The 26,092-nt window shown below is 40.4% G+C and carries 24 protein-coding genes; 15 read left to right on the top strand and 9 right to left on the bottom strand.

The genetic code is table 11. The features are described from left to right. Window positions 1–2 precede the first annotated feature (2 nt). From PP2015_RS18215 to PP2015_RS18180, 8 genes are all read left to right on the top strand, one after another. Window positions 3–2,639 (top strand): CotH family protein, encoded by a 2,637-nt coding sequence (locus PP2015_RS18215; RefSeq protein WP_058031929.1) that lies wholly within the window; start codon window positions 3–5, stop codon window positions 2,637–2,639. Beyond that, a complete protein-coding gene (locus tag PP2015_RS18210) occupies window positions 2,636–3,328 on the top strand; it encodes a polyphosphate polymerase domain-containing protein (RefSeq protein WP_058031928.1) in 693 nt (230 codons plus the stop codon). Before PP2015_RS18215 ends, PP2015_RS18210 begins: the two co-directional genes overlap by 4 nt. Before the next feature lie 149 nt (window positions 3,329–3,477). Continuing rightward, entirely contained in the window at window positions 3,478–3,834 is a 357-nt protein-coding gene (locus PP2015_RS18205) for a cupin domain-containing protein (protein ID WP_058031927.1), read from the top strand. A gap of 245 nt (window positions 3,835–4,079) precedes the next feature. Continuing rightward, the gene (locus tag PP2015_RS18200) at window positions 4,080–6,734 is read left to right on the top strand and encodes an ATP-binding protein (protein WP_058031926.1); all 2,655 of its coding nucleotides are present in this window, start codon (window positions 4,080–4,082) and stop codon (window positions 6,732–6,734) included. Beyond that, on the top strand, window positions 6,727–7,080 hold the full coding sequence (locus PP2015_RS18195; protein WP_058031925.1) for an Hpt domain-containing protein: 354 nt from the start codon (window positions 6,727–6,729) through the stop codon (window positions 7,078–7,080). The genes PP2015_RS18200 and PP2015_RS18195 overlap by 8 nt, the downstream gene beginning before the upstream one ends. Beyond that, window positions 7,067–8,239, top strand: a complete 1,173-nt coding sequence (locus tag PP2015_RS18190) for a response regulator (RefSeq protein WP_058031924.1) — start codon at window positions 7,067–7,069, stop codon at window positions 8,237–8,239. The genes PP2015_RS18195 and PP2015_RS18190 overlap by 14 nt, the downstream gene beginning before the upstream one ends. Before the next feature lie 213 nt (window positions 8,240–8,452). Next, window positions 8,453–8,659 carry a hypothetical protein gene (locus PP2015_RS18185; protein WP_058031923.1) on the top strand — a complete coding sequence of 69 codons (207 nt, stop codon included), beginning with the start codon at window positions 8,453–8,455 and terminating at the stop codon, window positions 8,657–8,659. Window positions 8,660–8,874: 215 nt separating this feature from the next. Continuing rightward, the gene (locus tag PP2015_RS18180; RefSeq protein ID WP_058031922.1) at window positions 8,875–9,219 is read left to right on the top strand and encodes a hypothetical protein; all 345 of its coding nucleotides are present in this window, start codon (window positions 8,875–8,877) and stop codon (window positions 9,217–9,219) included. 24 nt (window positions 9,220–9,243) lie between these two features. On the opposite strand, the gene PP2015_RS18175 is transcribed toward PP2015_RS18180, so the two are convergent. Beyond that, a complete protein-coding gene (locus PP2015_RS18175) occupies window positions 9,244–9,927 on the bottom strand; it encodes an FMN-dependent NADH-azoreductase (RefSeq protein WP_058031921.1) in 684 nt (227 codons plus the stop codon). Between the two features lie 132 nt (window positions 9,928–10,059). Here PP2015_RS18175 and PP2015_RS18170 point away from each other — a divergent pair, with 132 nt between their 5' ends. From PP2015_RS18170 to PP2015_RS18145, 6 genes are all read left to right on the top strand, one after another. Further along, window positions 10,060–10,908, top strand: coding sequence for a LysR family transcriptional regulator (locus PP2015_RS18170; protein ID WP_058031920.1), 849 nt, complete (start codon window positions 10,060–10,062; stop codon window positions 10,906–10,908). 47 nt (window positions 10,909–10,955) lie between these two features. Then, a complete protein-coding gene (locus tag PP2015_RS18165) occupies window positions 10,956–11,564 on the top strand; it encodes a DUF998 domain-containing protein (protein ID WP_058031919.1) in 609 nt (202 codons plus the stop codon). A 9-nt stretch (window positions 11,565–11,573) separates the two neighbouring features. Beyond that, window positions 11,574–11,783: a hypothetical protein gene (locus PP2015_RS18160; protein WP_058031918.1), complete on the top strand. Its 210-nt coding sequence runs from the start codon at window positions 11,574–11,576 to the stop codon at window positions 11,781–11,783. Between the two features lie 6 nt (window positions 11,784–11,789). After that, entirely contained in the window at window positions 11,790–12,401 is a 612-nt protein-coding gene (locus PP2015_RS18155; protein WP_058031917.1) for an HAD family hydrolase, read from the top strand. A gap of 82 nt (window positions 12,402–12,483) precedes the next feature. Next, a complete protein-coding gene (locus PP2015_RS18150) occupies window positions 12,484–13,491 on the top strand; it encodes an alpha/beta hydrolase family protein (protein WP_058031916.1) in 1,008 nt (335 codons plus the stop codon). A gap of 257 nt (window positions 13,492–13,748) precedes the next feature. After that, complete coding sequence (locus PP2015_RS18145) at window positions 13,749–15,380, top strand: methyl-accepting chemotaxis protein (RefSeq protein WP_058031915.1); 1,632 nt, start codon at window positions 13,749–13,751, stop codon at window positions 15,378–15,380. A gap of 579 nt (window positions 15,381–15,959) precedes the next feature. Here the strand turns inward: PP2015_RS18145 and PP2015_RS18140 are convergent. From PP2015_RS18140 to PP2015_RS18105, 8 genes are all read right to left on the bottom strand, one after another. Then, window positions 15,960–16,874, bottom strand: a complete 915-nt coding sequence (locus PP2015_RS18140; protein WP_058031914.1) for an SDR family NAD(P)-dependent oxidoreductase — start codon at window positions 16,872–16,874, stop codon at window positions 15,960–15,962. A 175-nt stretch (window positions 16,875–17,049) separates the two neighbouring features. Then, complete coding sequence (locus tag PP2015_RS18135; RefSeq protein ID WP_058031913.1) at window positions 17,050–17,904, bottom strand: AraC family transcriptional regulator; 855 nt, start codon at window positions 17,902–17,904, stop codon at window positions 17,050–17,052. Between the two features lie 41 nt (window positions 17,905–17,945). Further along, window positions 17,946–18,443 carry an SRPBCC family protein gene (locus PP2015_RS18130; RefSeq protein WP_058031912.1) on the bottom strand — a complete coding sequence of 166 codons (498 nt, stop codon included), beginning with the start codon at window positions 18,441–18,443 and terminating at the stop codon, window positions 17,946–17,948. 1,096 nt (window positions 18,444–19,539) lie between these two features. Further along, window positions 19,540–20,775, bottom strand: coding sequence for an ABC transporter permease (locus PP2015_RS18125; protein WP_058031911.1), 1,236 nt, complete (start codon window positions 20,773–20,775; stop codon window positions 19,540–19,542). Beyond that, window positions 20,772–21,962 (bottom strand): efflux RND transporter periplasmic adaptor subunit, encoded by a 1,191-nt coding sequence (locus tag PP2015_RS18120; RefSeq protein ID WP_058031910.1) that lies wholly within the window; start codon window positions 21,960–21,962, stop codon window positions 20,772–20,774. The genes PP2015_RS18125 and PP2015_RS18120 overlap by 4 nt, the downstream gene beginning before the upstream one ends. Next, on the bottom strand, window positions 21,959–23,140 hold the full coding sequence (locus PP2015_RS18115) for an efflux RND transporter periplasmic adaptor subunit (protein ID WP_058031909.1): 1,182 nt from the start codon (window positions 23,138–23,140) through the stop codon (window positions 21,959–21,961). Before PP2015_RS18115 ends, PP2015_RS18120 begins: the two co-directional genes overlap by 4 nt. Continuing rightward, window positions 23,133–24,131, bottom strand: a complete 999-nt coding sequence (locus tag PP2015_RS18110; protein ID WP_058031908.1) for an HlyD family secretion protein — start codon at window positions 24,129–24,131, stop codon at window positions 23,133–23,135. Before PP2015_RS18110 ends, PP2015_RS18115 begins: the two co-directional genes overlap by 8 nt. Beyond that, window positions 24,128–24,802 (bottom strand): ABC transporter ATP-binding protein, encoded by a 675-nt coding sequence (locus PP2015_RS18105; protein ID WP_058031907.1) that lies wholly within the window; start codon window positions 24,800–24,802, stop codon window positions 24,128–24,130. Before PP2015_RS18105 ends, PP2015_RS18110 begins: the two co-directional genes overlap by 4 nt. Window positions 24,803–25,045: 243 nt before the next feature. On the opposite strand from PP2015_RS18105, the gene PP2015_RS18100 reads away from it, so the two are divergent. Beyond that, a complete protein-coding gene (locus tag PP2015_RS18100; RefSeq protein ID WP_157599112.1) occupies window positions 25,046–26,062 on the top strand; it encodes a hypothetical protein in 1,017 nt (338 codons plus the stop codon). Window positions 26,063–26,092: the final 30 nt, after the last annotated feature.

Below are 26,092 nucleotides of genomic sequence, written 5' to 3'. Positions count from 1 at the left end.
TTATGAGACTCGATACGCCTAAAGCAACTTACACCCCACCCGAACGCAAGGCGTTTATGCTGGGCGTGTTAATTCTTATATTACTGTTAATACCGTCAGTGAATGCAGTGAAAATCGCCCTGATCCATAACGGCTATGTTGCCCACTACGAAGATGGTAAAAGCAAACTCATGCAGTTGGTGCAAGACATCAGCCTTGCACCTAAGCGCCTGCTGACTGCCGATAAAGACTTGCCTGTTATCAAAGTCGATATTAAATACCAGGACTGGCTCAAACTTGAACAAGATAGAAACAACGCGCTTAAAAACGGCATCATTGCCGAGCAGCGCAATCAAGTGAATGCCACCCTTTATTTAAACCAACAAAAGTACTTTGCCAAAGTGCGTCTTCAAGGTGACATGCTTGATCATGTTAGCAACGACACACGTTGGTCATTGCGCTTTGAACTAAAAAAGAAAAAAGCCTTATTTGAATCTAGAAAATTTGCTTTAGTAGCCCCAAATGTGCGCATTCATCAAGGTCCTAGCTTATTCAGTAAAACGATGGAGTTGGCTGACTTTGATATTATTGCGCCTAAAAACATGCCAGTTCGCGTCGTGCTAAACGGCGTAGATTGGGGCACCATGTTTGTAGAGCAAGCCTTCAGTCAATCCTTACTTGCAGTGAACGATCGTACCGAAGGCTTGATAACTCGACTCGATATACATGAACAAACTCAAAATAGTGCAGGTGAGATCACGCGCGTACTTAAACCCCGTGAGCTGCAGCGCGGCACCATTCTCGGCAACCCAGCGCTGAGCCAACAAAGACAGATTGCACTTGCGCTGCTGGATGACTTTTTAAATAAAAAACGCCCTGCTAGTGATGTATTTGATGCTAAAAAAATGGGGCAATACTTAGCTACTGTCGATTTATGGGGGGCATGGCATGCGCTCACATGGAATAACTGGCGCTGGTATTACAACCCGCATTTAGCTAAATTCGAGCCCATCCAAAGTGATGTTGCGGTTACACCTGCCAAACATCATTGGTTAATGACGCCACCTAGCCATGATTTTGCCCTTTCTAAAGCTATGCTAGATGACCCAATTCTTCGTTCTCATTATGATATTGCTAAGCAAACCTTAATTGAACGTATTAATCAAAACTTAATACCTGAATTACAAGCCTATGAACAAACACTACTGAACAAATTACATGGCGATAGCCCTTTATTGGCACCTTTTGATTTAACGATTATGAAAACTCAAATCATGTGCTGGCAAAGTGATTACCAAGGTGCTGGTTGCCAAAATATTGGACAGTTTGATGCGAGCCTGCATCAACAAATGCAAGATTACGCAGGCCACGCCAATTGGGATATCTTAGCGCGCTTTAATTCTAGATCTGGAACTGGCGTATTAGAACTCGTAAACAACGATAAGGAATCACTGCACTTAAAAAGTATCACCGGTCTTAATCGCTATGAAGATCGCTCTGAGCTTGAAGAGGTTAACGCGGACTTTCCTCGGGTGTTGAACCCAGGTGAGACACTCAACATTAACTTACCTGCTGACATTGTTGCAGTTGATTTACGTGCAGCCTTAGCGAGCAAAAAAATTGCTACGTTTCAGTTTAAAAAAGACATCGCGCCACTGCACTTTATTCCTCGCCCACAACCGTTAAACGCTTCATTAATGAGCCAATACCCGTTTATTGAAGTCAATGAAGGGCATTGGTATGTAAAACCGGGGACTTGGCAAATTAACGACTTTTTAGTCACCCCAAATAACACTGAGTTGGTTTTGCCCGCTGGCGCTCACTTAGAGTTTGCAACCAAAGCGGGCTTAATGGTATTCGGCAACTTAACAGTGAAAGGTACTACTGATAACCCCGCGTCATTGACCAAGCAAGTCAATAGCCGAAAATGGTCGGGACTCAGTGTGTTCTCAAACGAGTACAGTCCTAAATCGGTTGTTAGACATCTCAATATCAGCTATTCAAGCAACCCGAAGCTAGGCTTATGGCAACCCCGCGGTGCAACCTATTTTGTTAAAACACCGGTGCTCCTTGAAGACATTCACATTAGTGAAAACCAGTCAGAAGATGGCTTAAACATCATTAATGGAGATATCGAAATTAATCGTATGTTGATCACCAATGCATTGTCTGATGCCTTTGACTGTGACTTTTGCGTGGGTAGCGTCAATGACAGTGAGTTTAGAAGCATAGGTTTTCGCTCTGGCGGAGACGGTATTGATGTCAGTGGTTCAAAACTTACGCTCAATAATGTGTCATTCAATGGTGTGCGAGACAAAGCCATATCAGGTGGTGAACGCAGTCATTTAACGGTGAACACCGCGCGTTTTAATAACGTTAATTTCGGCCTAGTTGCCAAAGACGATACCAAGATAACAGCAACCAATATCACGGCTGAGAATGTTACACATCACGCACTTATGAGCTATTCGAAGAAGCCTATTTTTGGTGGTGCAATTTTAGATGTCAGTGAATTTAACTGCCTAGATGCACAATGTGAAAATAAAATCACCGTCGAAACAGGCAGCGTACTGACTATTAATGGCACTGCAATAGATAGCCAAGACCTAGATGTAAAGGGCCTTTACAGAACAATTATGAAATCGGATAAACCAAGATGAATACAGATAACACACCAAATTATCGTTTCGAGGTTAAGATCCCTATTCCGCTTAACCGTTTAGAAGAAGTTAGAATATGGCTAATGACCCATGCTTTATGGTTTAAGCCGCACTTCCCTGATCGAGATGTAAACAGCCTATATTTGGACACCCCTCATTTAGAGCGCTATGAAGAAAACCTCAGTGGGATCAGTGTCCGCAAGAAAGTACGTATTCGTTGGTACAATCAGCTCGATGATGCCAATAAAGCCAAACTGGAGTTTAAACATCGTCAGGGGGGGAAAGGTTACAAAGTCACTTTCGATACCCAATTTGATTTTGATGATCTAGAGTTTAGCTGGGCCAAAGCGCTAAAACTCAGTTTTGACAAACTGCCTGAGCAAGGGCAATTACTTTGGGGCGTTGAGCATACCCCCGTGCTTATCTGCCGCTATACACGCCAGTATTTTATTTCAAATTGCCAGAAAATTAGAGCAACATTTGATAAGAACATTTGTGTCTATGACCAAAGGTATAAAGCCGATGCAAACCTGCACAGAAGTGTGCCGCTCGGAGATTATGTGTTACTTGAGCTCAAAGCCGATGCTGAATTTGAGAAAGAGCTAAGCCGTTTATTAGCGACTTGCCCGCTTCGTCAGTCCCGCCATTCAAAGTACGTGAATGGTATTCGACAACTGATGTGGCAATAGCTATGTTGTGCGTGGGGTAAACCCACGCCTACAGCCACAGTTGAGACCACACTAGCTCTAAACATGTAGGAGAGATTTTATATCGCGCTTTGCAATACATTTAAAATACGTCATAGTATTTACCTACTTAAAATAATAATGATATCAACATGATGAAATACACACTTCTGAGCGCACTACTCATCACTAGCACATCGAGCTTTGCGGCCACCAAAGCAAAAAAAGAAATCTTACTCGACAACGCCGACGTTGAAGTGATCAGGGCCACTTATCCTGCTGGCAGTGAATCAGGCGTGCACACACATATTTATGCAAACCGCGTTGTGTATTTTGTCAAAGGTGGCAAGCTTGCCATCACACCTGAAGACACCAGCAAACCTGTTCGTATTATCACTGTAAAAGATGGCCAAACCCTGTATATGCCTGGCGGTACGCATAATGTTAAAAATATCGGCAACAGTGAAATCATCATCGTTGAAACAGAAATCAAAAACAGCAAACTTTGAAGCATGCTCTTCATAAGCAACTGAAATCATAATCACCCGATTAATTTAGACTTATGGCACTGGCATAATCAACTGAACTGCTCTTTACATAGAGTCACTTCATGAATTGCCTTATTTCCTCAATAAATAGTGTTTTTACAACTTCGATTTAACCTGACTTTATTATTAATAGGCTTCCTGTTCAAAAATAAACCAATGGCTATACTTTATGATGTTGCCTAATCCTATTTTGTTAGGAAAAATTCATGGAAGACACTATTCCTTATATCAAAACTAACCACTCTCTCATTATTACTTGTGTTAATAATGCGGCAGAGTGCTATCTAGAGAAGTCTTTACTCTTACACCAGCCAATAGGCAGTGTGTTCAATGCTAACTTCGATGTTAGCAACTCAATTAAAACAATTTACCAGGGCAAGGTTATCTCTTTTAGTAAGCACAAAATCAATAGCGGCTTTTGTTTTGTGTTTAACATATCTGATGATGAGGTAGATGAGCAGCTAGACTTTTTAAATAGTGCGATTGAAAATTCTTGCATTGGTGTCTGGGGATTCAATATAGATACTAAAAAAGTATACCTCTCTGATATTGCTCGGGACTTTCTTGGCTTAACCCAATCACAAAATGTAAGTTGGAGAAAGTTACTTTCTTTTGTTCATAAAGAAGACAGACCACAATTTCCTATTTTTTTCGAAAATCATATTAATCTAGGCGCGCCATTACAGTTTGATTTTAAACTCAGTCAAAACAACGATGAGAAATGGCTCGCATTAAAAGGCAGCCTCTGTAACCGCATTAAAGACAAATGGATAAATGGTACAATCCAAGATTGTACTATCGAAAAGCTTGCCATTCTTTCTCTGAATGATGCTAATGAAAGTAAGCAACTTGCCATTGAAGCTGGAAAAATTGGCACATGGCGCAGTACAAAGAAAAATAATGAATGGCTGTGGAACTGGGATTCACAAGCCAATAATATTTTTAAAATGACCCCTCAAGATATCGGCAATATCAATAAATGGATAGAACGGCTTCACCCCGCAGATAAAGACAGAGTACTTAAAGCCCTTGAACATAGTTTAATGACCGGAGCTGAGTTTAGAGAGCACTACAGAGGTATTCTAAATAACAATGAGTTGATATATGTATTTGCTCAGGGGAGAGTTGGTACCGACCAAACCGGAAAGCATTGCCGAATTGATGGGGTATGTATAGACCAAACCGAAACCTTAACTGCTCAAAAAGCATTGAAAGAGCTCAATACACAGCTAGAAAGTAGGGTCATAGAGAGAACCAAAGAGTTACATAAAACGCTTGAAAAGGCTGAACATGCGAACAAAATAAAGTCTGAATTTTTATCTATGATCAGTCATGAACTTAGAACCCCGCTTAATGGTATCGTCGGCTCATTGGATTTGCTCTCTCACATTTCATTGGGCTCAGAATCGAGAGAGCTAGTCACGACAGCATCAACTTCAGCAAATCATTTAATATCTATACTTAACGATATTCTTGATTTAAATAAAATTGAAGCTGGTAAGCTAGAACTAGAGACCGTCTCTTTTGATATTTCAAAACTGCTCAATGAAGTGATCAGTACTTTTTCAGCTTCCGCTAAAGAAAAAGGTATTCAATTAAAGGTATACGAGCATTACCCTGAACTGCGTATGCTCAAAGGTGATGAAAACCGCTTCAGGCAAATCTTATTAAATATTTTAGGTAACGCCATAAAGTTCACTAATGCAGCGCACATCCAGCATAAAGAAATTACTATATACACTTCTATTTTATTTCTAAACGCCTATCAGGCAGAAGTCAAAGTCCAGATCTCAGATACTGGTATAGGGATGACAAAAGAAACGTTGAGTCGTTTATTTACGCCATTTACTCAAGCTGAGAAGTCGACAACAAGAAAATTTGGCGGAACGGGCTTAGGCTTATCTATATGTGGCAAATTAATCGATTTAATGGGTGGACAAATCCTCGTCGAAAGTAAGTTGCACATAGGTAGTCAATTTACCATCAAAGCGCCTTTTTGGATGGAAGTCGCAGATAAAATGCTCGTAGATAAAGATAAACTCAGCCTATTGCACCTTGATACTCCATCAGAAAATAGTAATTATCTCCATACTCTCATCGATAATCACTTTGAAACAACTCACTGTGAAGATATTGATAGGTTCAACTCTGCTACCCGACACACTGCTCACTCTGTCATTCTTGCCTCTGATTTATCTACATTGATTCAAATATGTGCAAAGCTAGAACATAATCCGTGTCCTTTAATCCTTGTTGAGCCCAGCATTCGCCACGAAGCCAGTATTGCACTCTCACAATTTGCGATTCACGCCAACCAACCAGTAACACTCTCAAACTTAAAAAAACTGCTTAAAGATTTAGCTCAAGACGAACTGACACTAGAAAACCTAGACTTAGATCTAGACCTTGATAATTTAGACATTGAAGTAACAGATCCCTTAGAGGCTAACCCCCCTTCAGAAAAAGCGTCTAACACTGTAATTAACACAACCAACGATGTGCTTTTAGTTGAAGACAACCCTCTAAATCAAAAGTTACTTAAAAGCCAACTAGCCAGACTCGGAGTTAACTGTGATGTCGCCAATAATGGCGAAGAAGGACTGTATTGTTGGCGCAATGGCCATTACAAATTAATTTTAACTGATTGCCATATGCCCGAAATAGACGGCTATGAAATGACTCGACTCATTCGTACTGAAGAAGCAGCAGCTGAACGCGAGCCTATCCCGATTATTGCTGTGTCAGGCGCCGTTATGAAGGGAGAAAAAGCGCTTTGTACCTCAATAGGAATGAGTGACTTTTTAAGCAAGCCAGTAAAACTTTGTGATATTAAGCAAATAATGGAGCGTTGGTATGAGTAACTCTGTTCAACTAAAAACCCTCAACAAAGCAACCATCATTGAGCTTATTGGCGATGAACCTGTAAAAATAAGAAAGTTTCAATTTGAGTTTTTAGGTCAATCAGCAACATTACTTAAAGACATTGTTACGTCATTTAATAAAAACGATTTTTCAAACATTAAAGAGCAAGCTCACTACCTTAAAACCTCGGCACGAGCTGTTGGAGCCGAGCGTTGTGCTTACTTCTTAGAAAGTATTGAACTACAAAGCTTAAGCAAAAATAAATCTGCAATTAAACAATTGTTGATCAAGTTAAATCACGAGTTAAAAGCGATACAAATGGAGCTTAAAAATGACGAATCATAATCGAATCACAAAGCGCCATCCATCCGTCTTAGTTTTAGCTCATCGAGAAGATGATGTACATGGCGTTAATGAAATCATCTCTGAACAAACTAAAGACTTTAGCTGCCTCATTGTAAAAAAAACCGCATTGGAAGACATCAAACAACTCGCGCCAAAAGTATTGCTTTTCGCTTTATCTGACGTCAAAAAAAGTGTTTGCCTCTATAACCAACTAATAAAGAAAAACTATTTAGTAAAAAACCACTACAGTGTCTTGCTGTGCAGTAATAAAGAGTCTGGTTTAGCTTTTAAATGTTGCCTTAGAGATCTTTTCGATAGCTATTTTGTTTTTCAACCTCTATATGAAAAGTTTAGGTTACAACTCATTGTATTCGAAGGATTGAAGAGGTTTGATAACACATCTGAATACGTAACATCACTCAGCACTTTGGTGCAAAATCAAGATAAAGAAATCAACTCCCTTATAGAAATGGGGTTAAGTTATAAAGAATCATTAGTAGAAGAAATTATTAAAAGCAAAAATGAGGTCAACACGCTTAATCAAGGTATTTTAGAGCAGTTACCAGATAACTTAAGCAAGCAGATATTTAATGATCTTAATGAAACACATTTACAGCCCTTACTCAGTGCTTTAGAACATTCTCTTTCAAATAAAATACTCGAGCTTGTTGATGGCTTGAAACAATCGCAAACTTTAAACAGCCAGTTAATTCAAGAAATAAATAAACCAATCTCTCCAAACAAAGAGGTCAATGATGATATAAGTGCACTGGGCTTTGTTGATACTTTTGCGCCCGCCCCCTTTATTCTATTGGTCGAAGATAATCATATTTATAGAGAAATGATAAGTGATGTTTTAGCTAATGAAGGTTTTGAAATTGAACAAGTAGATGACGGGTTAGCTGCTATAAAAAAAATAAAGCAGCAACAATACAACGTGATTTTGATGGATTTATTCTTACCTAATTTAGATGGATTAAACACAACAAAGCATATTCGAAATATTGGTAAAAATAAAACGACACCTGTAATTGCCCTATCAGGTAATAAAAACAAGCAGCTTGTGAAAAAATGGGCCAACCATGGCTTAGATGGTTATATTCTCAAGCCCTCTACTAAAGAAGAAATTTTAAACGCAATCCATAAAGTACTAGATTAGTCAGATATTGATGCTTACTGCACGGCCTGTATTTTGACTACACTAAGCTCCCAAATTAGAGTATTTGCTTTGTAATTTCATTCGCAAATTGCAAATTAAGTTTCAAAACGAAACCTTTTAAGTTTCGTTGTAAATATTATCAATAACTTATAATTGGCACGTCCTCTGCTAAATAAACATTGAGCAAAATAAAGACTTAAAGAGGAAGCCGCCATGTATACGCTAACTACTTATCAAAACCTTAAAGAATTATTTCCTGAACTAAACGCACAGCTTTTTAATAGCTCGCACGATTATCGCAAACAAGTACTTGATATGATGGCTAAGCAAGAGTGCAAATTGCATGACCTTAATGAGCAATTTATGGGCGAAAAGCATGAAGCATCTCGCGAAGAAGCTTGTATTTTAGGGTACAACTGATGACAAATTATTTAAAAACCTAATTGCCAGAGCAACACTCTCAACAAAAAGTTCGCTCTGGTTTTAGTCTTTTTACTACCACAGGGTGAGGTTTCAACAATGAGATAATATCTATGATCAGCTTTACTTATATATTTCGATTTCAAATGGCTTTTCGCCCTGTATACTGCCCATCAAAGCCGATAAATATAATAGAGCAGTTCAGGTATTTTTCTATGCGCAAATCCGACAAAAAAATAGACAATCAACTCAGAGAATCTCTTACGCAAGTATGCGATACAGCGCTCAAAGATATTGAAGGGTTTCAATGGCTAACTCACCAAGCTAACTACTCAGATTTTCCAAATAGCTTAAAGATCACCTGTGTGTTTGATACAAACGAGCAATTGAATGACTACTTAAACTCCTCACAGAATGCATATTTACTCAATCTTATCAGCAAAGAGTTAAATATAATGAAATTAAAAATAAAGTCAGTGGCTAAAGTGGTCAGTTACGACTCTGAAGAACACTGCCTAGCTGAACATAAAGGTAATTGGGCTAGAAGACTAGGTAACTAGGAAGCTAGTTACCTAAAGTTGAAATCATTTTAACTTCACACTTTTCTTCTCAGCTAAAACGCTAGCAATAACGCTTAATTCCTGCTCTGCCATGTTCATTGATTTTGTATGGCGTTCATCTGCAAATTCTTGATATTCAGAGGCGACTTCAAAAATTTGATCAACCCCCAAATATTTGCTCAAAGTGCGAAGATGCGGCACTAAATGGCTATGCGCTTCGTTGATGCCGCCTTTTTCAAAACCAAACTCTCCACTTGAAGTAATAATAACTAAAGTCTTACCCGACATTAACGGTGCTAGAGGCTTATCGCCACGGGCTAAGTCAAAATCAAAGGTTTCATTAATACGAATGATTTGATCAAACCACGCCTTGAGCTGAGCAGGCATGCCATAGTTGTACATGGGCGATGAAATTACGACCACATCCGCTTTTGCAAGCTCAGCAATATACATATCAGACTGAGCCAAGATTTGATGTTGCCGTGCCGTTCTGCTAGCCTTTGGCGTAAACACCGCACCAATCCAATCTTGCGTAATAAACGGCGGTGGGTTCACTCCGATATCTCGATACATATACTCATCTATGTGAGTATGCTTTTTCAGCTCTGAAATAAATCTTCTGGCTAGTTTTTTAGAAATAGAATCATGATCCGGGTTGTCGTTAGAAAGCGCTCTTACACTTGCATCTACATGTAATACATCACACATTCTTTAATGCCTCATTGGTTTTAATTTGTGTGTCATTTTTGTCACTTTTTGATGCTTTAACAAACGAGTAAAAAACATTTACAGATGAGTTAAACTTATCTATTTTATTTTTTTAAGTTAACGATAAGCACTATGAATGTTTCATTACCCGCACTAAAAGCATTTGAGTCAGCAGCAAGACTGGGGAGTTTTAAAGCGGCAGCCACAGAACTGGCAATTTCACCCACAGCTGTTTCTCACCACATAAATAACCTTGAGCAACGACTTAGTGTGAACTTGTTTATTCGTGAAACAAGAAAAGTCACGCTTACAGCTACAGGAAGACAATTGGCAGATGCCACAAACCAAGGCTTTAACATCATACAAGCTGGTATTGATAAAGTGACGGCGAAAGACAACTTGATCAATGTCGCAACCACCTCATCTTTTGCCGCATTGGTGCTTATTCCAGCGCTACACCACTTTTATCAGCAATACCCTCAAATAACTGTCAACATCACCAGTGGTGAGCAACTCACAACAGATAACTTCACCTTACCCGTTCGATTTGGAATACGTGAGCAACAAAATCAAGCAGATATCATCAAGTGCGAGCAATTTAATCTGTTTAGTGCGCCTCATATCGCAGATAAGTTCATCAATAATGAAAGCGTGACCATTTACACCACCAAGTGGAAAAACAACGCTTTACCAAACGCCCCACTTGAAGACTGGCTTGCCCTTAATGCATTACAAGACAAACATGTTGTCGTTAAGTATTTCGATCAAGAGCTGTTTGGTATTCAACAAGCCATGCTCGAAAACGCCTATGTGTTTTGCTCTTACACGCTCACTCAAGGTTACCGACAAGCGGGGTTACTTGCAGAATTAAATACCCAAGCTATCGATTCTGCCTTTTGTTACTACATCGAAAACAAACAAAAAAATACTACTAGACACAACCATGTGTTCATCGAATGGTTAGACAATCTCATGCTGTAATGGAACAATAAGCATCGAGTAAACGATGAATTAAGGAGAGTAATCAGATGCTTGAACAAGTCATGTCTTTAATGGGTTTAATCGCGTCAATTTGGCTGGTGCTAGGTGTTTATTCAGCAGCAAAACTTTACCCTAACTACAATCACAACGAGCAATTTTGTAGTGAACTTGGTGCTGTTGGTAGCCCAACACAAAGGTTTTCTCCACTTATCAACAACTACCCGCTCGGTGTGCTGTTTTGCCTCTTTGGTGCGTATGTATTTAACTTAGAACCTAATATATGGCTTCAGCTTACTGGAGTATGTATTGTCGTGCATGGTCTAGGCACTTGGGTTGCAGGCTTTTTCCCTATGGATGCAGATCCTTACACCAAAGCACCGAGTCGTGACTGTAACATTCATTCATGGGCGGGTTTATTTATGTTACTTTCACTGTTGCTAGCCCCTATATTCATGCTCATTGCGCCGCTCTCTGCCATTAACAGCATCGCGTTTAAAGCTTTTTCAATCATGAGTCTTATTGCTACTATTTATACCCTCATGTTGATGAAGAAAGCCTATGTGCAGAAACAAAAAGTTGGGCTATATCAGCGTATTTCTTATGGCACGCAGCTAGCCTGGTTGAGCGTGCTCTCTCTAGTCATCTCTTTTAGTTAATAATCAATAATGAAGCAATCTTTTGAAATTAGCCGCATTCATACGCCGTTAGGTATTTTTAGAGTGTCAGGAGACGTTTCTGACCAAAATTCTTTAGCAATATCGCAGCTAGAGATCATGGGGACTGATGGCTGGCTGTTTTTAGATATTCAATCTAAAAAGTTCGTCAACCTAAGTAAGCAACTAGAGCCGCACTTGCTGGCTCATTTGCAGGGTTAAGCCCATATGACTGACAAGTTGAGTAATAAAAACTTAGCCCTTTTTGATTTTGATGGCACCTTAACCGATGCCGATATGTTCACTAAATTCTTGAAGTTTTCAGCGACAAAAAAGCGCGCTTGGTTAATTAGGCTGACATTACTTCCTCTTTATGGGTTTTATAAACTGGGCCTTTTCCCAGCGCCAACTTTGCGAAAGTTAGCAAGCTTTGTTGCTTATAAAAACAAACCCATCAGCTTCCTGTGCCCAGTTGGAGAAGAATACGCGCTTACGGTGATCCCCAAGCACCTTCGCAAACCAGCCATTGAGCGTTTGCAATGGCACTTAGAACAGGGTGATACCGTTGTTGTGGTATCAGCTTCGATAGACCTGTACTTAAAACCTTGGTGTCGTTCACTTGGGGTTGAACTAATTTGTAGTGAACTTGCGATTAAGAATGATAAATTTACAGGGCTTTATCTAAACGGGGATGTGAGCAATCACACTAAGGCTGAGCGAGTAAAATCTATGTTTAATCTCGACCAATTTAAGCGTATTTACGCCTATGGTGACACACCAGAAGACCATGCACTTTTGTCTCTCGCCGACGAACAATATATGAATTGGGTGAAGCAATAATCTAAACTAAACCATGTTTTTCATTGACTTAAGTCGTCATCAAAAGATATTTTAGGTACAAACAAGAATAAATGGATGTTCAATGCTAAAACCTCTTATTTTAACTGCAGCCCTATCTTCTTCTATCGGTGCACTTGCAGCTCCAACAATTAACAACCAACAAGTTGAGCAACAAAAAAATTGCTTCAGTGGCCGCTTTGAAACTTATGCTATTTGGCGTGGCATGATCGAAAATAAAATCAAAAGAAGGGTGACTGAACCTCAGAAAATCGCTCAACGCATGAAAGTGTTTGATGAGCGCTTTGGTGAAGAGCAATTTAACGCTTTCAAAGATAAGCTCAATTGCACAAACTTTAAATACAAGGTCGACGGTAATGATGTCTGGGGTTATGTCATCAAGCCGAAAGGTTCTGTGCAACTTTTACCAACCTTAATTTATAACCGAGGGGGTAATGGTAACTTTGGGAGTGTGGTGTTTGGCGCCATGATGGCGAACCTATTTCCAATTGCCGAACAAGGGTTTGTGATCATTGGCTCACAATATCGAGGCACTTTCAGCAAAGATGATAACCTCGACCAATTTGGCGGAGAAGACGTTAACGATGTATTAGCTCTGCTTGATTTGATACCTCATGTAAACGGTGCAGATACTAATAGAATTGGTATGTTTGGCGCGAGTCGAGGCGGTATGCAAACACATTTGGCCGCTAAGCAAACTTCAAAAATCAAAGCCATTGCGACCATTGCCGGTAGCGCCGATTTAAAAGCGGGTCTTGAGATACGTGCCAATATGGAAAAAGTCTATAAAAACCGAATTCCAAATTATGCTCAAAATAAAGACCAAGAACTGGCCATACGCTCGGTACTAAATTGGGTAGATACCCTGCCAAAAGACAGGCCAATTTTGCTGATCCATGGTGAAAAAGATAAGCGCGTATCAGCTACTCACTCTGAGAATTTAGCAGCCGCACTCAAAAAGCATAAAGTACCGCACAAGTTAGTGTTATACCCTGAAGACAATCACTTTTTAGAACGCTCTAAATCACAAGCCGATGCTGAGATTGTCAGCTGGTTCAAAGCCCATTTATAAGATAAAAAGAGACATAGATCAGAACTTGGTTTATGCCTCTCTTACCTTTCTAATCTAATACCATTACTAATTTTCACTTTCATTTACATTAACTGAATAATAAAAAACTGATGTTTAATCAGGTTTTTGCATATAAAGATCCAAAAAGTAATAACTCATTAATAAAAATAAATCTCATTATTGCACCTTTTTAGGGTAAACTCCCCACCCACTGCCATTTCATTAACAATATACATACAAAATGTGAGGTCATTGTTTTGAACATCAACCGCCTGCTTGGCAAAGTAAAAGTTGCCAATAAGCTGCGAATCTCTATTGCTATCTCTATCGCAATTATAGTGGGGATCCAACTCTCTGCTGCAAACAAATTGAAAGACACAATGACAGCTGAACGACAAACAAAGGCGATAGGCCTTGTGGAATCTGTCAGCTCTCAACTGAATGCCATTGCCAAGTCGGCCAACCTAACCACTGAGCAAAAGCAGACACAAGCAAAGTATTTGATCAATAACACCCGCTTCGGTGAATCAGGCTACTTTTTTGTATTCGACAATCGAGGTGACATGGTTGCTCACCCAATTAAACCCGCACTCAACAACCAATCAATGACAACACATGTAAAACCATTTATTCGTAATGCTTTTACACAATTTGTTGATACTGCAGAACAATATGGTCAAGGCTTTGTTACGTACCAATGGCCAAAACCAGGGTCAACTGAACAAGAAGAAAAGGTATCGTATGTACAAAAACAGGCACATTGGAATTGGGTAATTGGCACGGGGATTTACCTAACTGATATTCAAGAGACCTACTACCAGACCTTGCGTAGCATTCTCATTGAAATGTTGGTTTACATCGCAATATTACTGATTGTTTCGCAATATGTAGCACGTAATATCACAAAGCCATTGAATAAACTGACTCGCACCATGACTCAAGTTGCGAATGAGAAAGATCTGACGATTCAGCTAAAGCATCAAGGTAATGATGAGTTATCTGAAATGGGACGCGCCTTTAATGAAAGTAATGCCCAGTTTAGACATGTGCTAGACAATATTAACGAAAATACCATGTCGTTAGCGTCTCAAGCCGAAGAGCTATCTGTGGTTACACAACAAATTAAAACCGGCATTGTTGAACAGCATCAAGAAACTGCGTCAGTTCAAGACAAAGTCAGCCACCTAAACGAGTCAGCCCAAGAAGTATTTCAACAAACACAAAGTGCCCTTGATAACGTAGAACATGCTGGTCAGTTAACATCGCAGAGTTTAAAACATATTAATGACAACGCTGTCTCAATCAATGAAGTAGCTGAACGAGTAGATAGTGCTGAACACGCGGTGAAGGAGCTACAAAATAGCTCTGATAAGATCACCGAAGTACTCGATGTGATCCAAAAGGTAGCTGAGCAAACCAATCTACTGGCCCTCAACGCCGCAATAGAAGCTGCTCGAGCAGGAGAACAAGGTCGAGGCTTTGCCGTTGTAGCTGATGAAGTTAGAACGCTTGCAATGCGAACCCAGCAATCAACAGAAGATATTCAAGCCATTATTAACCAACTTCACACGGGGGTAAAAGCCACTGTTGATGAAATGGTACTGTGTAAGCAGTCTGCTAATGAAGGCTTGTTGATCAGTAAGCAGTGTAATGAGACGTTACAGCAAGTAGATGGCGCGATGCAGGCTATTCAGCTTTCAAACGCCGAGATTGCCGCTGCAGCGCAATTGCAGTCTGATAACATCGCAGTCATTGCAGATAACATGGCTAGCATCGCAGCGGTTTCAGAGCAAACCGAGACCGGTGCTGAACACACCCATGCTGCCAGCCAGCAGCTCAGTGTTATGTCGCAAGAGTTAAGTGATTTAGTAAGAGAGTTTAAGGTTTAAAAATATAAAAGTCAGAGCGCGGTATGTGTGAAGCACCGCCACTGACTGCAAAACAATTTTTGATTTGAAAAGTAAGCGCAATTTTATATCGCGCTTTTTTTGCGCAGGATAAACCAGCGCCTACAGGATTTGTTAGTTCTAGGGTTTTAGGTAAGTTCGTGTTCTAGGTCTGGCTTCAGCCCGACAAAATATTCAAACCAAGGCGACATAAAATACCCGACATAAAGTCGATGCTACCGGAGCATATAAGCTTTGTCGCCGTAAACGACGACCTACAATCAAAAAACTAAACAAGTGATTGCTGTAGGCGCGATTTTACATCGCGCTATTTTGTGCAGGATAAACCTGCGCCTACGGGAACTACTAGTTAAACTTTTGAACATATCTATACATCCGCCATGTTCGTTGTTACGGATGACGTAAACACGATTTTTGCTAATGCATTCTCTCTAACAGCCCATAAGAAGAAGTCCTCTACTAGGCCTTACATTTACTACATCTAGTTTTTGAGTACTTTCTAAGAGTTCTAGACGAATATTTTGGCCTGCATAACCACTTAGAGAAAAACTTAAGCTTTTACTAATCTGCAAATTTTTTTATCGCCAGATATACATTATCTTGGTACTTGTGATTAGCTAAATCATTAAACAGTTTCGACTGATCACTTATAGGGCCAGTTAAACCTTTTTGGCTCGCGTAAAATGTACCGCTGACCAAACTTGTATCAAACAAGCTTCTTAAATAACGCTGAGCACCAGTTTCAACTTGGTGTACTTTACCTAGCCATAACATTACTTTCATCATGGTTTTCATTACGTATTGTTTAACAAACGACAAAGAATTAAACCCTTCAGTCCCAGTCGTCGCCCCAGGGCTCATAGTTATAAATCTCACCTCAGGATAGCGCCTTGCCATAGCCGACATCCACATAGCCCCCATGTATTTAATAGGGCCATAAGGAATTGTCGCATCCGTAATGTCTCCAAATAGGCTCCCGTCACATACGGAAATGAACTCTTCCACCGAAGAATCTATAAACTCAGGTTGTTTCATGCCCATTTCTTGAACACCTCTTGCAGCCTCAGAACCCGCATACATAGCAACCTTAATAAGTTTCTGAGCTTTAATTAGCTCTTCGGTTAAAACAGCATGGCCTAGTAAATTTACCGCAAAAATCTCCGTTACACCTTGTTCGTTAAGCCGATTAAAGTTTCTTCCACCTGTCCCTCCTGCGTTCATTACCAAAGCATCAACAGGCTTTGCCAAATTTTGTACTGCTGTGCGCACCGAATGTAAATTACTTACATCCATTATCAATATTTTAAAAATAGATCGACCTGTTTCACCTTCTAACTCTTTTTGTGCGGCAAGGGCTTTTTCTGGGTTACGGCATGCTAAATAAATCATGTCTATTTCTGCATGAGCTGCCAGTTGCTTGGCCGCCTCTTTACCTAAACCAGCATTCGCGCCTGTGATTAATACGCTTCTGATCATCTGAACTCCTATATGTAAATATGTACTTGGCTATGTGACTAGAATAGGTGTTTAGGAAAAGTAATTTTTGATATTTCTTGCTGTGTTTAATAAGCGAGGTGTGTATTGAAAGTCAGAAAAATACCGTAAAGTCAGAAAATTTTGAAATCGCAAAAATGAAAAAAGCCCGACAAGGTCAGGCTTTTAATTTTATCGGGATATTCAGGTACACCTTATTTTCAGGGTCTTCATCATTGAATCCACCGGGTAATAACTCAAAGTCAGGTTTATCAGTGTACTCATAATTACTTTTAGGCAACCAACTACCCCAGATATACCTTAAAGTTTCTTCAATTTTAGCTATGGGTCCCTGATGAGTAAATCTGGCATAGGTTTGTGCTTCGATTTCACGGGTGATCAATCCATCTGGTACATTTTCAAAATTTTCTACTTCTGCAGAGCAAATATAAACAAACCGAGTGGTGTCTTCATCTTCTTGGTAATTTTCATATATACCAAACCAATGATCGCCAACACGGTTGGGAATGCTATCTCTGTAAGGCCTAAAGCCACTCCATAGCTTTGGTAAACTTAAGTCACCGTCTTCATATTCATTCGCAATACCAACAATTTTCATAGCTGGTTGATTAATGATTTCGGGTTCCATACTAACGCTGTTTTGAAGATGATCTAGGTCGCTTTCACTAAAGGGTTTTCTATACAATAATCTAAACGGCTCATTAATTTTTCGATACTGCGCGGGTGTCATATCAAATAACGCCTTAAATGCTCTGGTAAAGGCTTCTTGCGAATCAAACTGGCATTCCAAAGCTAATTCCAATATACCAACATCTTCGGTCAACAAACGTTTAGCTGCCAAAGTGAGCCTGCGTTTTCGTAAATATTCTTTTGGAGTGTCACCAACCAATGCTTTAAATATCCTACTGTAATGATAAGTTGAATAGTGGGACGCAGCAGCAATTTCATGCACACTGATCTTTCGATCTAAGTGTTGTTCAATATAATCAATACTTTTAAAGAAACGTTCCATGCCACTATCCTCTTTTGTTCTTAATATTACTCGAGTTGAACTCACGCAGTAGTCGCTTTCAAAGTGATGTTTGTTGACTCTGAGTACTCTTTTAACCCATTTAATAGTTTGCCAAATGCGACAGGAAATACCAAACGCAGTAGCGGATAAAACGGATACGCAAACCACTTCAAGCTTGGCGACGCAGTCCAACACACTTCACAATGGTTAACCCCGAGAGTACGCACTGTCATCTGAACATGGTTCTGTTTTATAGGGATTACTGCAGGGTTGTTCACAGGTAAAACATCAAATGAGATTGACATACTAAGTTCATCATAGGCAGTGATCACTTCTTTTACTTTTGCACCATTTGGGTCATCACTTAAATCGCAAATTCGACCTTGCATCTTTGCTCCCAACTTACTTTCACCTTCACCTAATGCTACAGATTTAGGTATTGGGCTCATCCATAAATGAGCTTTATCAAACTGATTAGCAACTAAATGCCAAACTTGCTCTGCGGGTTTATTTATTACCGTTTTCTTAGTGATTTTCATATTAGCTCCTATGCCTTCGGCGTTTGAATATGGATCCAGTATAGGGGTAGCTAAAATGTGTTTTTTGATATTTCTTGCTGTTCTAAGAAATTAATTATGGATACTTTTATATGAACTTGGCCGTAAAATTTCAAAGCTGGACTAATTGAGAAAAGCATAAGTAACAATCCGTTATCACAAGTGTCATCTAGAATACTAATGAAGACACGACTTTACATCGCTTTTTTTGCGCAGGATAAACCAGCGCCTACAGGATTGGTTAGTTCTAGGGTTTTAGGTAAGTTCGTGTTGTAGGTCGGGCTTCAGCCCGACAAAATATTCAAACCATGGCGACATAAAGTCGGTGCGACCGGAGCATAAAAACCTTGTCGCCGTAAACGACGACCTACATTCAAAAAACTAAATAGATGATTGCTGTAGGGGCGATTTTATATCGCGCTTTTTTGCGCAGGGTAAACCAGCGCCTACAGGATTAGTTGGTTCCGGGATTCTAGGTAAATTCATGTTATAGGTCGGGCTTCAGCCCGACAAAATATTCAAACCATGGCGATATAAAATACCCGACATAAAGTCGGTGCTACCGGAGTATAAAAACCTTGTCGCCGTAAACGACGACCTACATTCAAAAAACTAAATAGATGATTGCTGTAGGCGCGATTTTATATCGCGCTTTTATGCTCAGGATAAGCCAGCGCCAACAGGATTAGTTGGTTCCGGGATTCTAGGTAAATTCATGTTGTAGGTCGGGCTTCAGCCCGACAAAATATTCAAACCATGGCGACATAAAATACCCGGCATAAAGTCGGTGCTACCGGAGCATAAAAACTTTGTCGCCGTAAACGACGGCCTACATTCAAAAAACTAAACAGGTAATTGCTGTAGGCGCGATTTTACATTGCGCTTTTTTTATGCCGAATAAACCTGTGCCTACAAAAATTAGCGTATCTTCAAGGATTAAAATCATTTCGATTAGATATAAATATAATTAAAAAAACGCAGGCACATTTCTGCACCTGCGTTTTGTGTCTTTAATTTTAAGATTGTTGCTTTCAGCTCGCTAACTCATCCCTAGCTAACTCGCTTACTTCACCTTAAATCAATCACTCTGCAGTGCTTCTATCGGATCAAGTTTTGACGCTTTAATCGCTGGGTAAACACCAAATGTCAGGCCCACCAATGCACAGATGCTGAAAGATAAAACGATGGCGCTGAGTGACCAAGATACTGCCCATTCTGAATAGAAGGCGATCAACTCAGATAAAGCGATACCGAAAAACACCCCAAGCAAACCACCTAAGATTGAGATAGTAAAACTCTCTGTAATGAATTGAACTTGAATGTCTTTTTGCGTGGCACCAATGGCGCGCAGTAAGCCGATTTCTTTGGTGCGCTCTAACACTGTTGCCAACATGATATTCATAATACCAATACCGCCCACCAGCAGTGAAATGCCTGCCACGCACGACATTACGATATTAAAAATTTGCTGGGTTTGTTTTTGCTGTGCTAATAACGCTGCAGGCACAATCAGCTTGTAATCATCAATGTCGTTATGACGCCCCTTGACCAAGGCATCAATGGCTTGTGCGGCCATCACTGGGCTAAAGCCCGGCTCAGTTGCCAGCTTAATGCGCGATATTTCAGGGTCGAGTAATTCACTTTTAAAACGGTGAATGGCTGTTTTTAACGGGATAAAAATCTGGTTTTGTTCGTCGCCTAGCTTCACCCCTTGAAACTCTTTCTTTTTCAAAAATGGCGCTTCTAAAATACCTACGACTTCAAACCACAGATGGTTAATTTTGACTGACTTGCCTACCGCATCGCCAAGTGGAAACAAGGTTTTAGCGGTATTGGCACCGAGCAGCGCCACTTGAGAAAAGTGTTGTCCGTCTTGCTCGTTTAGCAAACGCCCTGCACTTAAATCGAAATGTGCCAGCTTAAAGTAATTTTCACTGACCCCCACGGCTTGGCCTTCGAACTTAGCGTATTCACTGAATACATGGTAGGTTTCGACCACTTTTTCTGCAGCAAAATCAGTGATAAAAGGCAAGGCTTCAACGGCGACTTTACCATCATTGAGCGACAGACCATCTGAGTGTTTACGTTGCTCTCTCAGCTCTTCTTCTTCAAAATCTTTCGCTTCAACAATGATATTGTTTAGACCCATGGAGTCGATCATTTTCAATGCTTCACGCTGAGCGCCTTCACCAATATTGAGCATGGCGATTACGGCACCTACACCGAAGATCATGCCAAGCAGTGTCAAAAAGGTGCGTAGTTTATGTTGCTGTAGCTGTACTACCGCATCTTTAAATAAGCCCACTAGATTCATAATTTGCCCTCCTTATCGACCAAAGCAATCACATCTCCCTCTGAGAGGCCTTGGGTAATTTCGACATGGCTTAAGTTGCTTTGTCCCAAACTCACAGGGGTTTTGCTAAAACCCGAGGCCGTTTTAAGTTGCACATACGCACCGTCTTCATCGGCAAATACACTAAACTTAGGCACTACCAGTTTTTCGGCTGCTTGGTTGGCAATGATATTGGCTGCGACTTTTAAACCAGGTCGCAAATGTGCACCTTGCTCATCAATACTGGCAGTCAGCTCATAGTATTTTTGAGGGTCTTGGCGTTTGATTGATTTAGGAAATGGCGCAAGTTTGGTCACTTTGCCTGTAAAAGTTTTGCTCGGATCTGAGATCAAAGAAAACTCCAGCGTTTGATTTTGTTGCAAGTTAATGGCTTCACGCTCTTTCACGAATAACTTAATTTGCATCACCGAGATATCTGGTAAACCCGCAATTTTCTGCCCCGGCCAAAGTGTTTGACCAGCTCTAGGCTTTTCGCCGCGCCAGTTTACACTGTGCGTTAACAAGCCATCGTGGGGGGCAACCACTTCTAATGACGACAAGTTACCATTGAGCATATCAATTTTGCTTTGGTGCTGCTGACTTTGCATATTTAAGAGGTCCAACTCACCTTGAGCACTGCTATTAAATTGCTCTGATTGCCAATTAAAATAGTCCGTTTTGGCATTCAGATAATCGACCTTTTGCGCCTGCTCTAAGATATCGAGTTTGGAGATGATGCGAACATCATCAATTGAGAAGGTTTCAGCAAATTGCTTTTCTTCTTCAACAATATCAATGTCATACCCTAGATGCTTTCTTCTTGTGTCAATTTCAGTATTTTTGCCAGACAAGTCTTGTGAGACCTTGTCGTTTGAAAATTCACTTTCGCGCTTTTGCTTACTCATAACACGACCGTCAAATCGCGCTACCACTTCGCCTTTTTTAACTTGCGAATATTCAGGCATTAACCAAGCGAGCGTTTGTGGGCCACGAGATGAAGCTGGCGTACTGATCACTGTTTCTGTTGCTGCGATTAATTCGCCCTTTGCCTCAACATAGTTCTTAAATGGCGCTGTTTTAACTGTATAGGTTAATTGTGCATTGACTTCTGCAGGTTCAGAGCAAGCAGTTAGGAATAATGCACTGATCACTATCGCTAAATATTTCATAGACGTACCTCATCACCTTGCTTTATACCCTTAGTGATCACTGCAAAACCATTACTGATATTACCGACCTGAACAGGCACCTTGTCACCGTCTTTTTCGATTAAATAAGCGCTAGATTGAGTACCATTTAACTGGTCACTGTGTACTGCAGAGATAGGCACAACTAAAACGTTTTCAATTTTATCTGTAGCAATTTCTACCCGAGCAGTTAACCCTGGACGCATGATCGCAGCATCGATGTCATCTAAGGTGATCAACGTATCGACTATGCGGCGTTTATCTTGTGGTGATTTTTCACGAAAAGCACTGCCTATAGTGGTTATTTTACCTGAAGTAATGAGCGGCTCAGGCCCATCTATAGTCACTTTTACATGTTGATTAAGGGCTATACGGCCAAAGTCTGCTTCATCAATTTGCGCTTTCACCTGCATGTCTTCTATTACAGCCATCTCAATAACCGGCTGGCCAAATTGCACACTTTCACCCACAGTCGGCTTTTCGCCACTGGCATTGCTGTAATACATCACAATGCCATCCATAGGGGCTTTGACTTTAAGCCTTTCTATGTCTTGCTTTAGAGCGTCTACTTCGGCCTTCAAACGGCCGACTTTGCCTTCAGCCAATCGAATATTGAGCTCTTTGGTTTCTTTTTGAAATGCTAATTTTTTTTGTGCCAGCTCTAGGTCATTTTTAGCAATGGTGAAATCTATCTGCGCCTTGCGCTTATCGTTGTCTGAAAGCGAATCATCGTTAATGTCAGCTTTACGCTCAGCAATATCAAAATTCATCTGTGCTTCGGCAAGGGCTAGTTTAAGCTCTTCTTGGTTTTTAATTTCGAGTGCTTTTTGGTTCTCAAGCTCTTTGACTGCGCGATCATATTCGCTGTTTTTATCAATTAAGCGATCGCGCACGGGTTTATCGTCAAATGCCGCAACCACCTCACCTTTTTTTACTTGCTTGTTTTCTGGTGCTAAAAACTTCACCTTGTATTGCCACATGCGAGCAATGGAAGGTGGTGCAATCAACGACTGCTTTGCCGACTCTAGTTCACCATTGGCCTGTACAGCCAACTGAAAACTGGTTTTCTCGACAGTGTGATAGTCAAACTCATCACTGCCACAGCCTGCTAATGATAAAGCGACAATACTGGCTAGTACGCCTAATTTAAACTTATTCACTTTGATCTCCTTGCAAACGCACGCGGCCTGTCATCCCCGGTAGTATTTTTAGCTTTTGTGTTTCATCAAATGAGAAAACAGCACGATAATAGGCGTCTTTTCCCCACTCTTGACGCTCTTCTGGCTGTGTCGATAAATTAGTTAACTTAGCTGTAATAGGTGTTTTTTGGTAGGCGTCTAGGGTCAAATTAACACTTTGTTCTAGAGTAAGGTGCTTGTAGTCAATTTCATGTACCCAAGCCTCAAGATAAAGCCCTGTCATTGCTGGAATTTCAGCAATTTTCCAGCCTGGTTGTGCAGTCGCCCCCGAAAATAGCTTAGAGCCATACCAAGGGTGGTTTGCATACAGAATTGGGCCTTGATTGGTTGCTTTATGGGTTAAATCGTTTAAGCGCTCTCGGTTTTCTTTTAAGTTAATTTGTAAACGTGCGATTTCAATTTCTTGTTTACGAATATTCACCTGCGCTGTGGTTTTTGCTTCAGCTAGACTGGCTTTGGCTTTGTGCTTTTGGATCACCGCTTGCTCAAGTTTGAGTTGGTTTTCTTCGTAGTCGAACACGCTAACGTGACTTTTCGGCACTGCGGCGTCTATCTTCGCTTTTTCAAGTAAAAGCTCTGCGCGCGTTAAAGCAAATTCAGCTTCTAAAATCGCCTGCAGGCCTTTATTCTGCTGCCTTTTTAATTCGTCTTGCGCATTATTAAGACTCACTTCATCTTGCTCTATGGTGCTGGCGATAGAGCCGCCTTCGAATACCACCACCACATCGCCAGGCTTCGCCACTTCGCCTTCTGGCAACATCCATTCAATTTGCACACGCCAAGTATCGCTTTGTGGCGAAAAGAAAGTTTGGCTATCTCCTGCTTTGACTTCACCTGTGATGAAAATACTTTGAACATCCTCTGCATAGCTATCCGCGCTGAACATTGAACTTGAAAGTAACATAGCCAAACACAATGGCTTTAATGTGCTTTGTTTTAAATTAGCTTTCATCGGCGGCTGTCCTCTATTTTCACGCCATCTTTCATTCTAATAATACGCTTTGCATACTCGGCAATATCATCTTCGTGGGTCACCATCACAATAGTGTGCCCTTGAGCGTGTAAGTCACATAACAGTGACATTATTTCGTGAGAGGTTTTACTGTCTAAATTACCCGTAGGCTCATCGGCAAAAATAACTTTAGGCTCATTCACTAAGGCTCTGGCAATGGCCACCCTTTGTCTTTGACCACCCGACATTTCATTCGGTTTGTGCCCTGCTCGATGATCAAGTCCGACTTTGGCAAGCATGGCTAAGCCTTTTTGTTTGGCTTCTTCTGGTGAAGTCTCGCTGTAACGCAGCGGCAGAGTGACATTTTCAAGTGCACTCAAACGGGTTAAAAGGTGAAAGGTTTGGAAAATAAAGCCAATACGCTCGTTTCTTATTTTTGATAAGTCTTCATCGCGCATATCTTGAATAGACTGACTCGACAAAAAGTATTCACCCTGTGTCGGCGTATCTAGACAGCCCAATATGTTCATGAGCGTTGATTTTCCAGAGCCTGACGAGCCCATGATGGCAACGAATTCGCCTTCATCAATGGATATAGAAACATCACTTAACGCGGTGACGCGCGTTTCCCCACTACCGTATTCGCGATATAAGTTTTTAACTTCAATCACTTGCTACAATCCTTGGTTATTATTTTTATTAAACAATAACCGTATACAATGTGAACAACTGAGTCAACTACCATAAGCGACTGATTTTAGTAACAATAAACAAAACTGTACCTATTTACTAAAAGTTAACCTTATAGTAAAAAAAGCATTACTAATTAAACATAAAATGCCAAATAATAATGGTTACATTTCAAACCTGTTTCCACTATAGTAACTTTCAGGTTACGGAAAACAGTGATTGTTATGAGAAAAAGTCTAATATTTTTAAGTGTTTGCCTACTGGCCGCCTGTAGCAAAGAAAGTAAACTTGAAGAGAGTTACTACCAAGCTGAAGTGCAACGAGATCACCAAAGCCAATATCAATTCGCGCAGCAACTTGTTGAACTCGGTGAGACATCGTGGCAACAACGAGCACAGCAACATAAAGCAGCCATTAAAAAAGTCTCACAGTCACAAGCACACCTTACTCAAAAAGAGCTGATAACTGCATTTAATTTAGCCGCTGAGGCAAAACAATTAGACAATTCAATGGCGGCAGACACTATTCTTAAACAGATCCTCAGCGACGATGTGTTACAAAAGTTAGTGAAAAGCACCCATACCTTATTAAACAAACACTCTGCTTTAATTTCACAAGGGCAGCGATTGCTAAATGAAGCACCAATAGAATGGAATATCATTGAGTTAAATGAATTCTTATTCCAACTAAATTCACTGATTCAAAATTCAGAAAAAGCAATTGCATTAACACCTTGGCAGCATAAAGATCAGGCCTACCATTTAATCACATTAAATACGCAGTACATTGAGCAGCTAAAGTTACTGCAGCAGCAGCTTTTAAACAGGGTTAAAACAGCAACCTGTGATGCGCTTTGCGCTGGCTTAAAAGCCAACCTAAAAGACGCACAGAAAAATATTAAGCTATTCGATGAAGTCGCAGTAGAAAGCATGATGGCCTTTCCATTTGAGCAACAGCTAAAAAAATCAAAAGAATGGTTAGAACTAAACAATAATATTCGCATCACACTCGAAGAAGTCGATGAAGTTCTTGGCGAGCATTATAGGGCTTACTATAAATCTTTACTTAGAGCAGTCAGAGGCCCTAAGTATGATCAACAATATTGGCAATTTGCTGAGGAAGATGTCGTCAGGGTAAGCAAGACCGAACAAGTCGAAGACGTGAAATTTACTCCTATTGCACTCTCACCTAATCTTGAAATATTTCTAGAGCACTATGAGCAGCTTGCGTTTTTGAGATAGCTAACTCAGACAATAAACAAAAAAGCCCCA

This window comes from Pseudoalteromonas phenolica (genome assembly GCF_001444405.1).
In the GTDB taxonomy this organism is placed as follows: Bacteria; Pseudomonadota; Gammaproteobacteria; order Enterobacterales; family Alteromonadaceae; genus Pseudoalteromonas; species Pseudoalteromonas phenolica.
Note: the sequence above shows the minus strand (reverse complement) of the source record. Positions and strands in the feature narration are given on the sequence as shown.

Coding starts and splice junctions, on each gene's coding strand:
- PP2015_RS18110 (WP_058031908.1), bottom strand. CDS start 24,131: ATGAAAGCTAATTTAAAACAAAGCACATTAAAGCCATTGTGTTTGGCT.
- PP2015_RS18185 (WP_058031923.1), top strand. CDS start 8,453: ATGTATACGCTAACTACTTATCAAAACCTTAAAGAATTATTTCCTGAA.
- PP2015_RS18175 (WP_058031921.1), bottom strand. CDS start 9,927: ATGTGTGATGTATTACATGTAGATGCAAGTGTAAGAGCGCTTTCTAAC.
- PP2015_RS18130 (WP_058031912.1), bottom strand. CDS start 18,443: ATGAAAATCACTAAGAAAACGGTAATAAATAAACCCGCAGAGCAAGTT.
- PP2015_RS18170 (WP_058031920.1), top strand. CDS start 10,060: ATGAATGTTTCATTACCCGCACTAAAAGCATTTGAGTCAGCAGCAAGA.
- PP2015_RS18165 (WP_058031919.1), top strand. CDS start 10,956: ATGCTTGAACAAGTCATGTCTTTAATGGGTTTAATCGCGTCAATTTGG.
- PP2015_RS18140 (WP_058031914.1), bottom strand. CDS start 16,874: ATGATCAGAAGCGTATTAATCACAGGCGCGAATGCTGGTTTAGGTAAA.
- PP2015_RS18195 (WP_058031925.1), top strand. CDS start 6,727: ATGAGTAACTCTGTTCAACTAAAAACCCTCAACAAAGCAACCATCATT.
- PP2015_RS18190 (WP_058031924.1), top strand. CDS start 7,067: ATGACGAATCATAATCGAATCACAAAGCGCCATCCATCCGTCTTAGTT.
- PP2015_RS18125 (WP_058031911.1), bottom strand. CDS start 20,775: ATGAATCTAGTGGGCTTATTTAAAGATGCGGTAGTACAGCTACAGCAA.
- PP2015_RS18160 (WP_058031918.1), top strand. CDS start 11,574: ATGAAGCAATCTTTTGAAATTAGCCGCATTCATACGCCGTTAGGTATT.
- PP2015_RS18215 (WP_058031929.1), top strand. CDS start 3: ATGAGACTCGATACGCCTAAAGCAACTTACACCCCACCCGAACGCAAG.
- PP2015_RS18210 (WP_058031928.1), top strand. CDS start 2,636: ATGAATACAGATAACACACCAAATTATCGTTTCGAGGTTAAGATCCCT.
- PP2015_RS18180 (WP_058031922.1), top strand. CDS start 8,875: ATGCGCAAATCCGACAAAAAAATAGACAATCAACTCAGAGAATCTCTT.
- PP2015_RS18120 (WP_058031910.1), bottom strand. CDS start 21,962: ATGAAATATTTAGCGATAGTGATCAGTGCATTATTCCTAACTGCTTGC.
- PP2015_RS18150 (WP_058031916.1), top strand. CDS start 12,484: ATGCTAAAACCTCTTATTTTAACTGCAGCCCTATCTTCTTCTATCGGT.
- PP2015_RS18155 (WP_058031917.1), top strand. CDS start 11,790: ATGACTGACAAGTTGAGTAATAAAAACTTAGCCCTTTTTGATTTTGAT.
- PP2015_RS18205 (WP_058031927.1), top strand. CDS start 3,478: ATGATGAAATACACACTTCTGAGCGCACTACTCATCACTAGCACATCG.
- PP2015_RS18100 (WP_157599112.1), top strand. CDS start 25,046: ATGAGAAAAAGTCTAATATTTTTAAGTGTTTGCCTACTGGCCGCCTGT.
- PP2015_RS18200 (WP_058031926.1), top strand. CDS start 4,080: ATGGAAGACACTATTCCTTATATCAAAACTAACCACTCTCTCATTATT.
- PP2015_RS18135 (WP_058031913.1), bottom strand. CDS start 17,904: ATGGAACGTTTCTTTAAAAGTATTGATTATATTGAACAACACTTAGAT.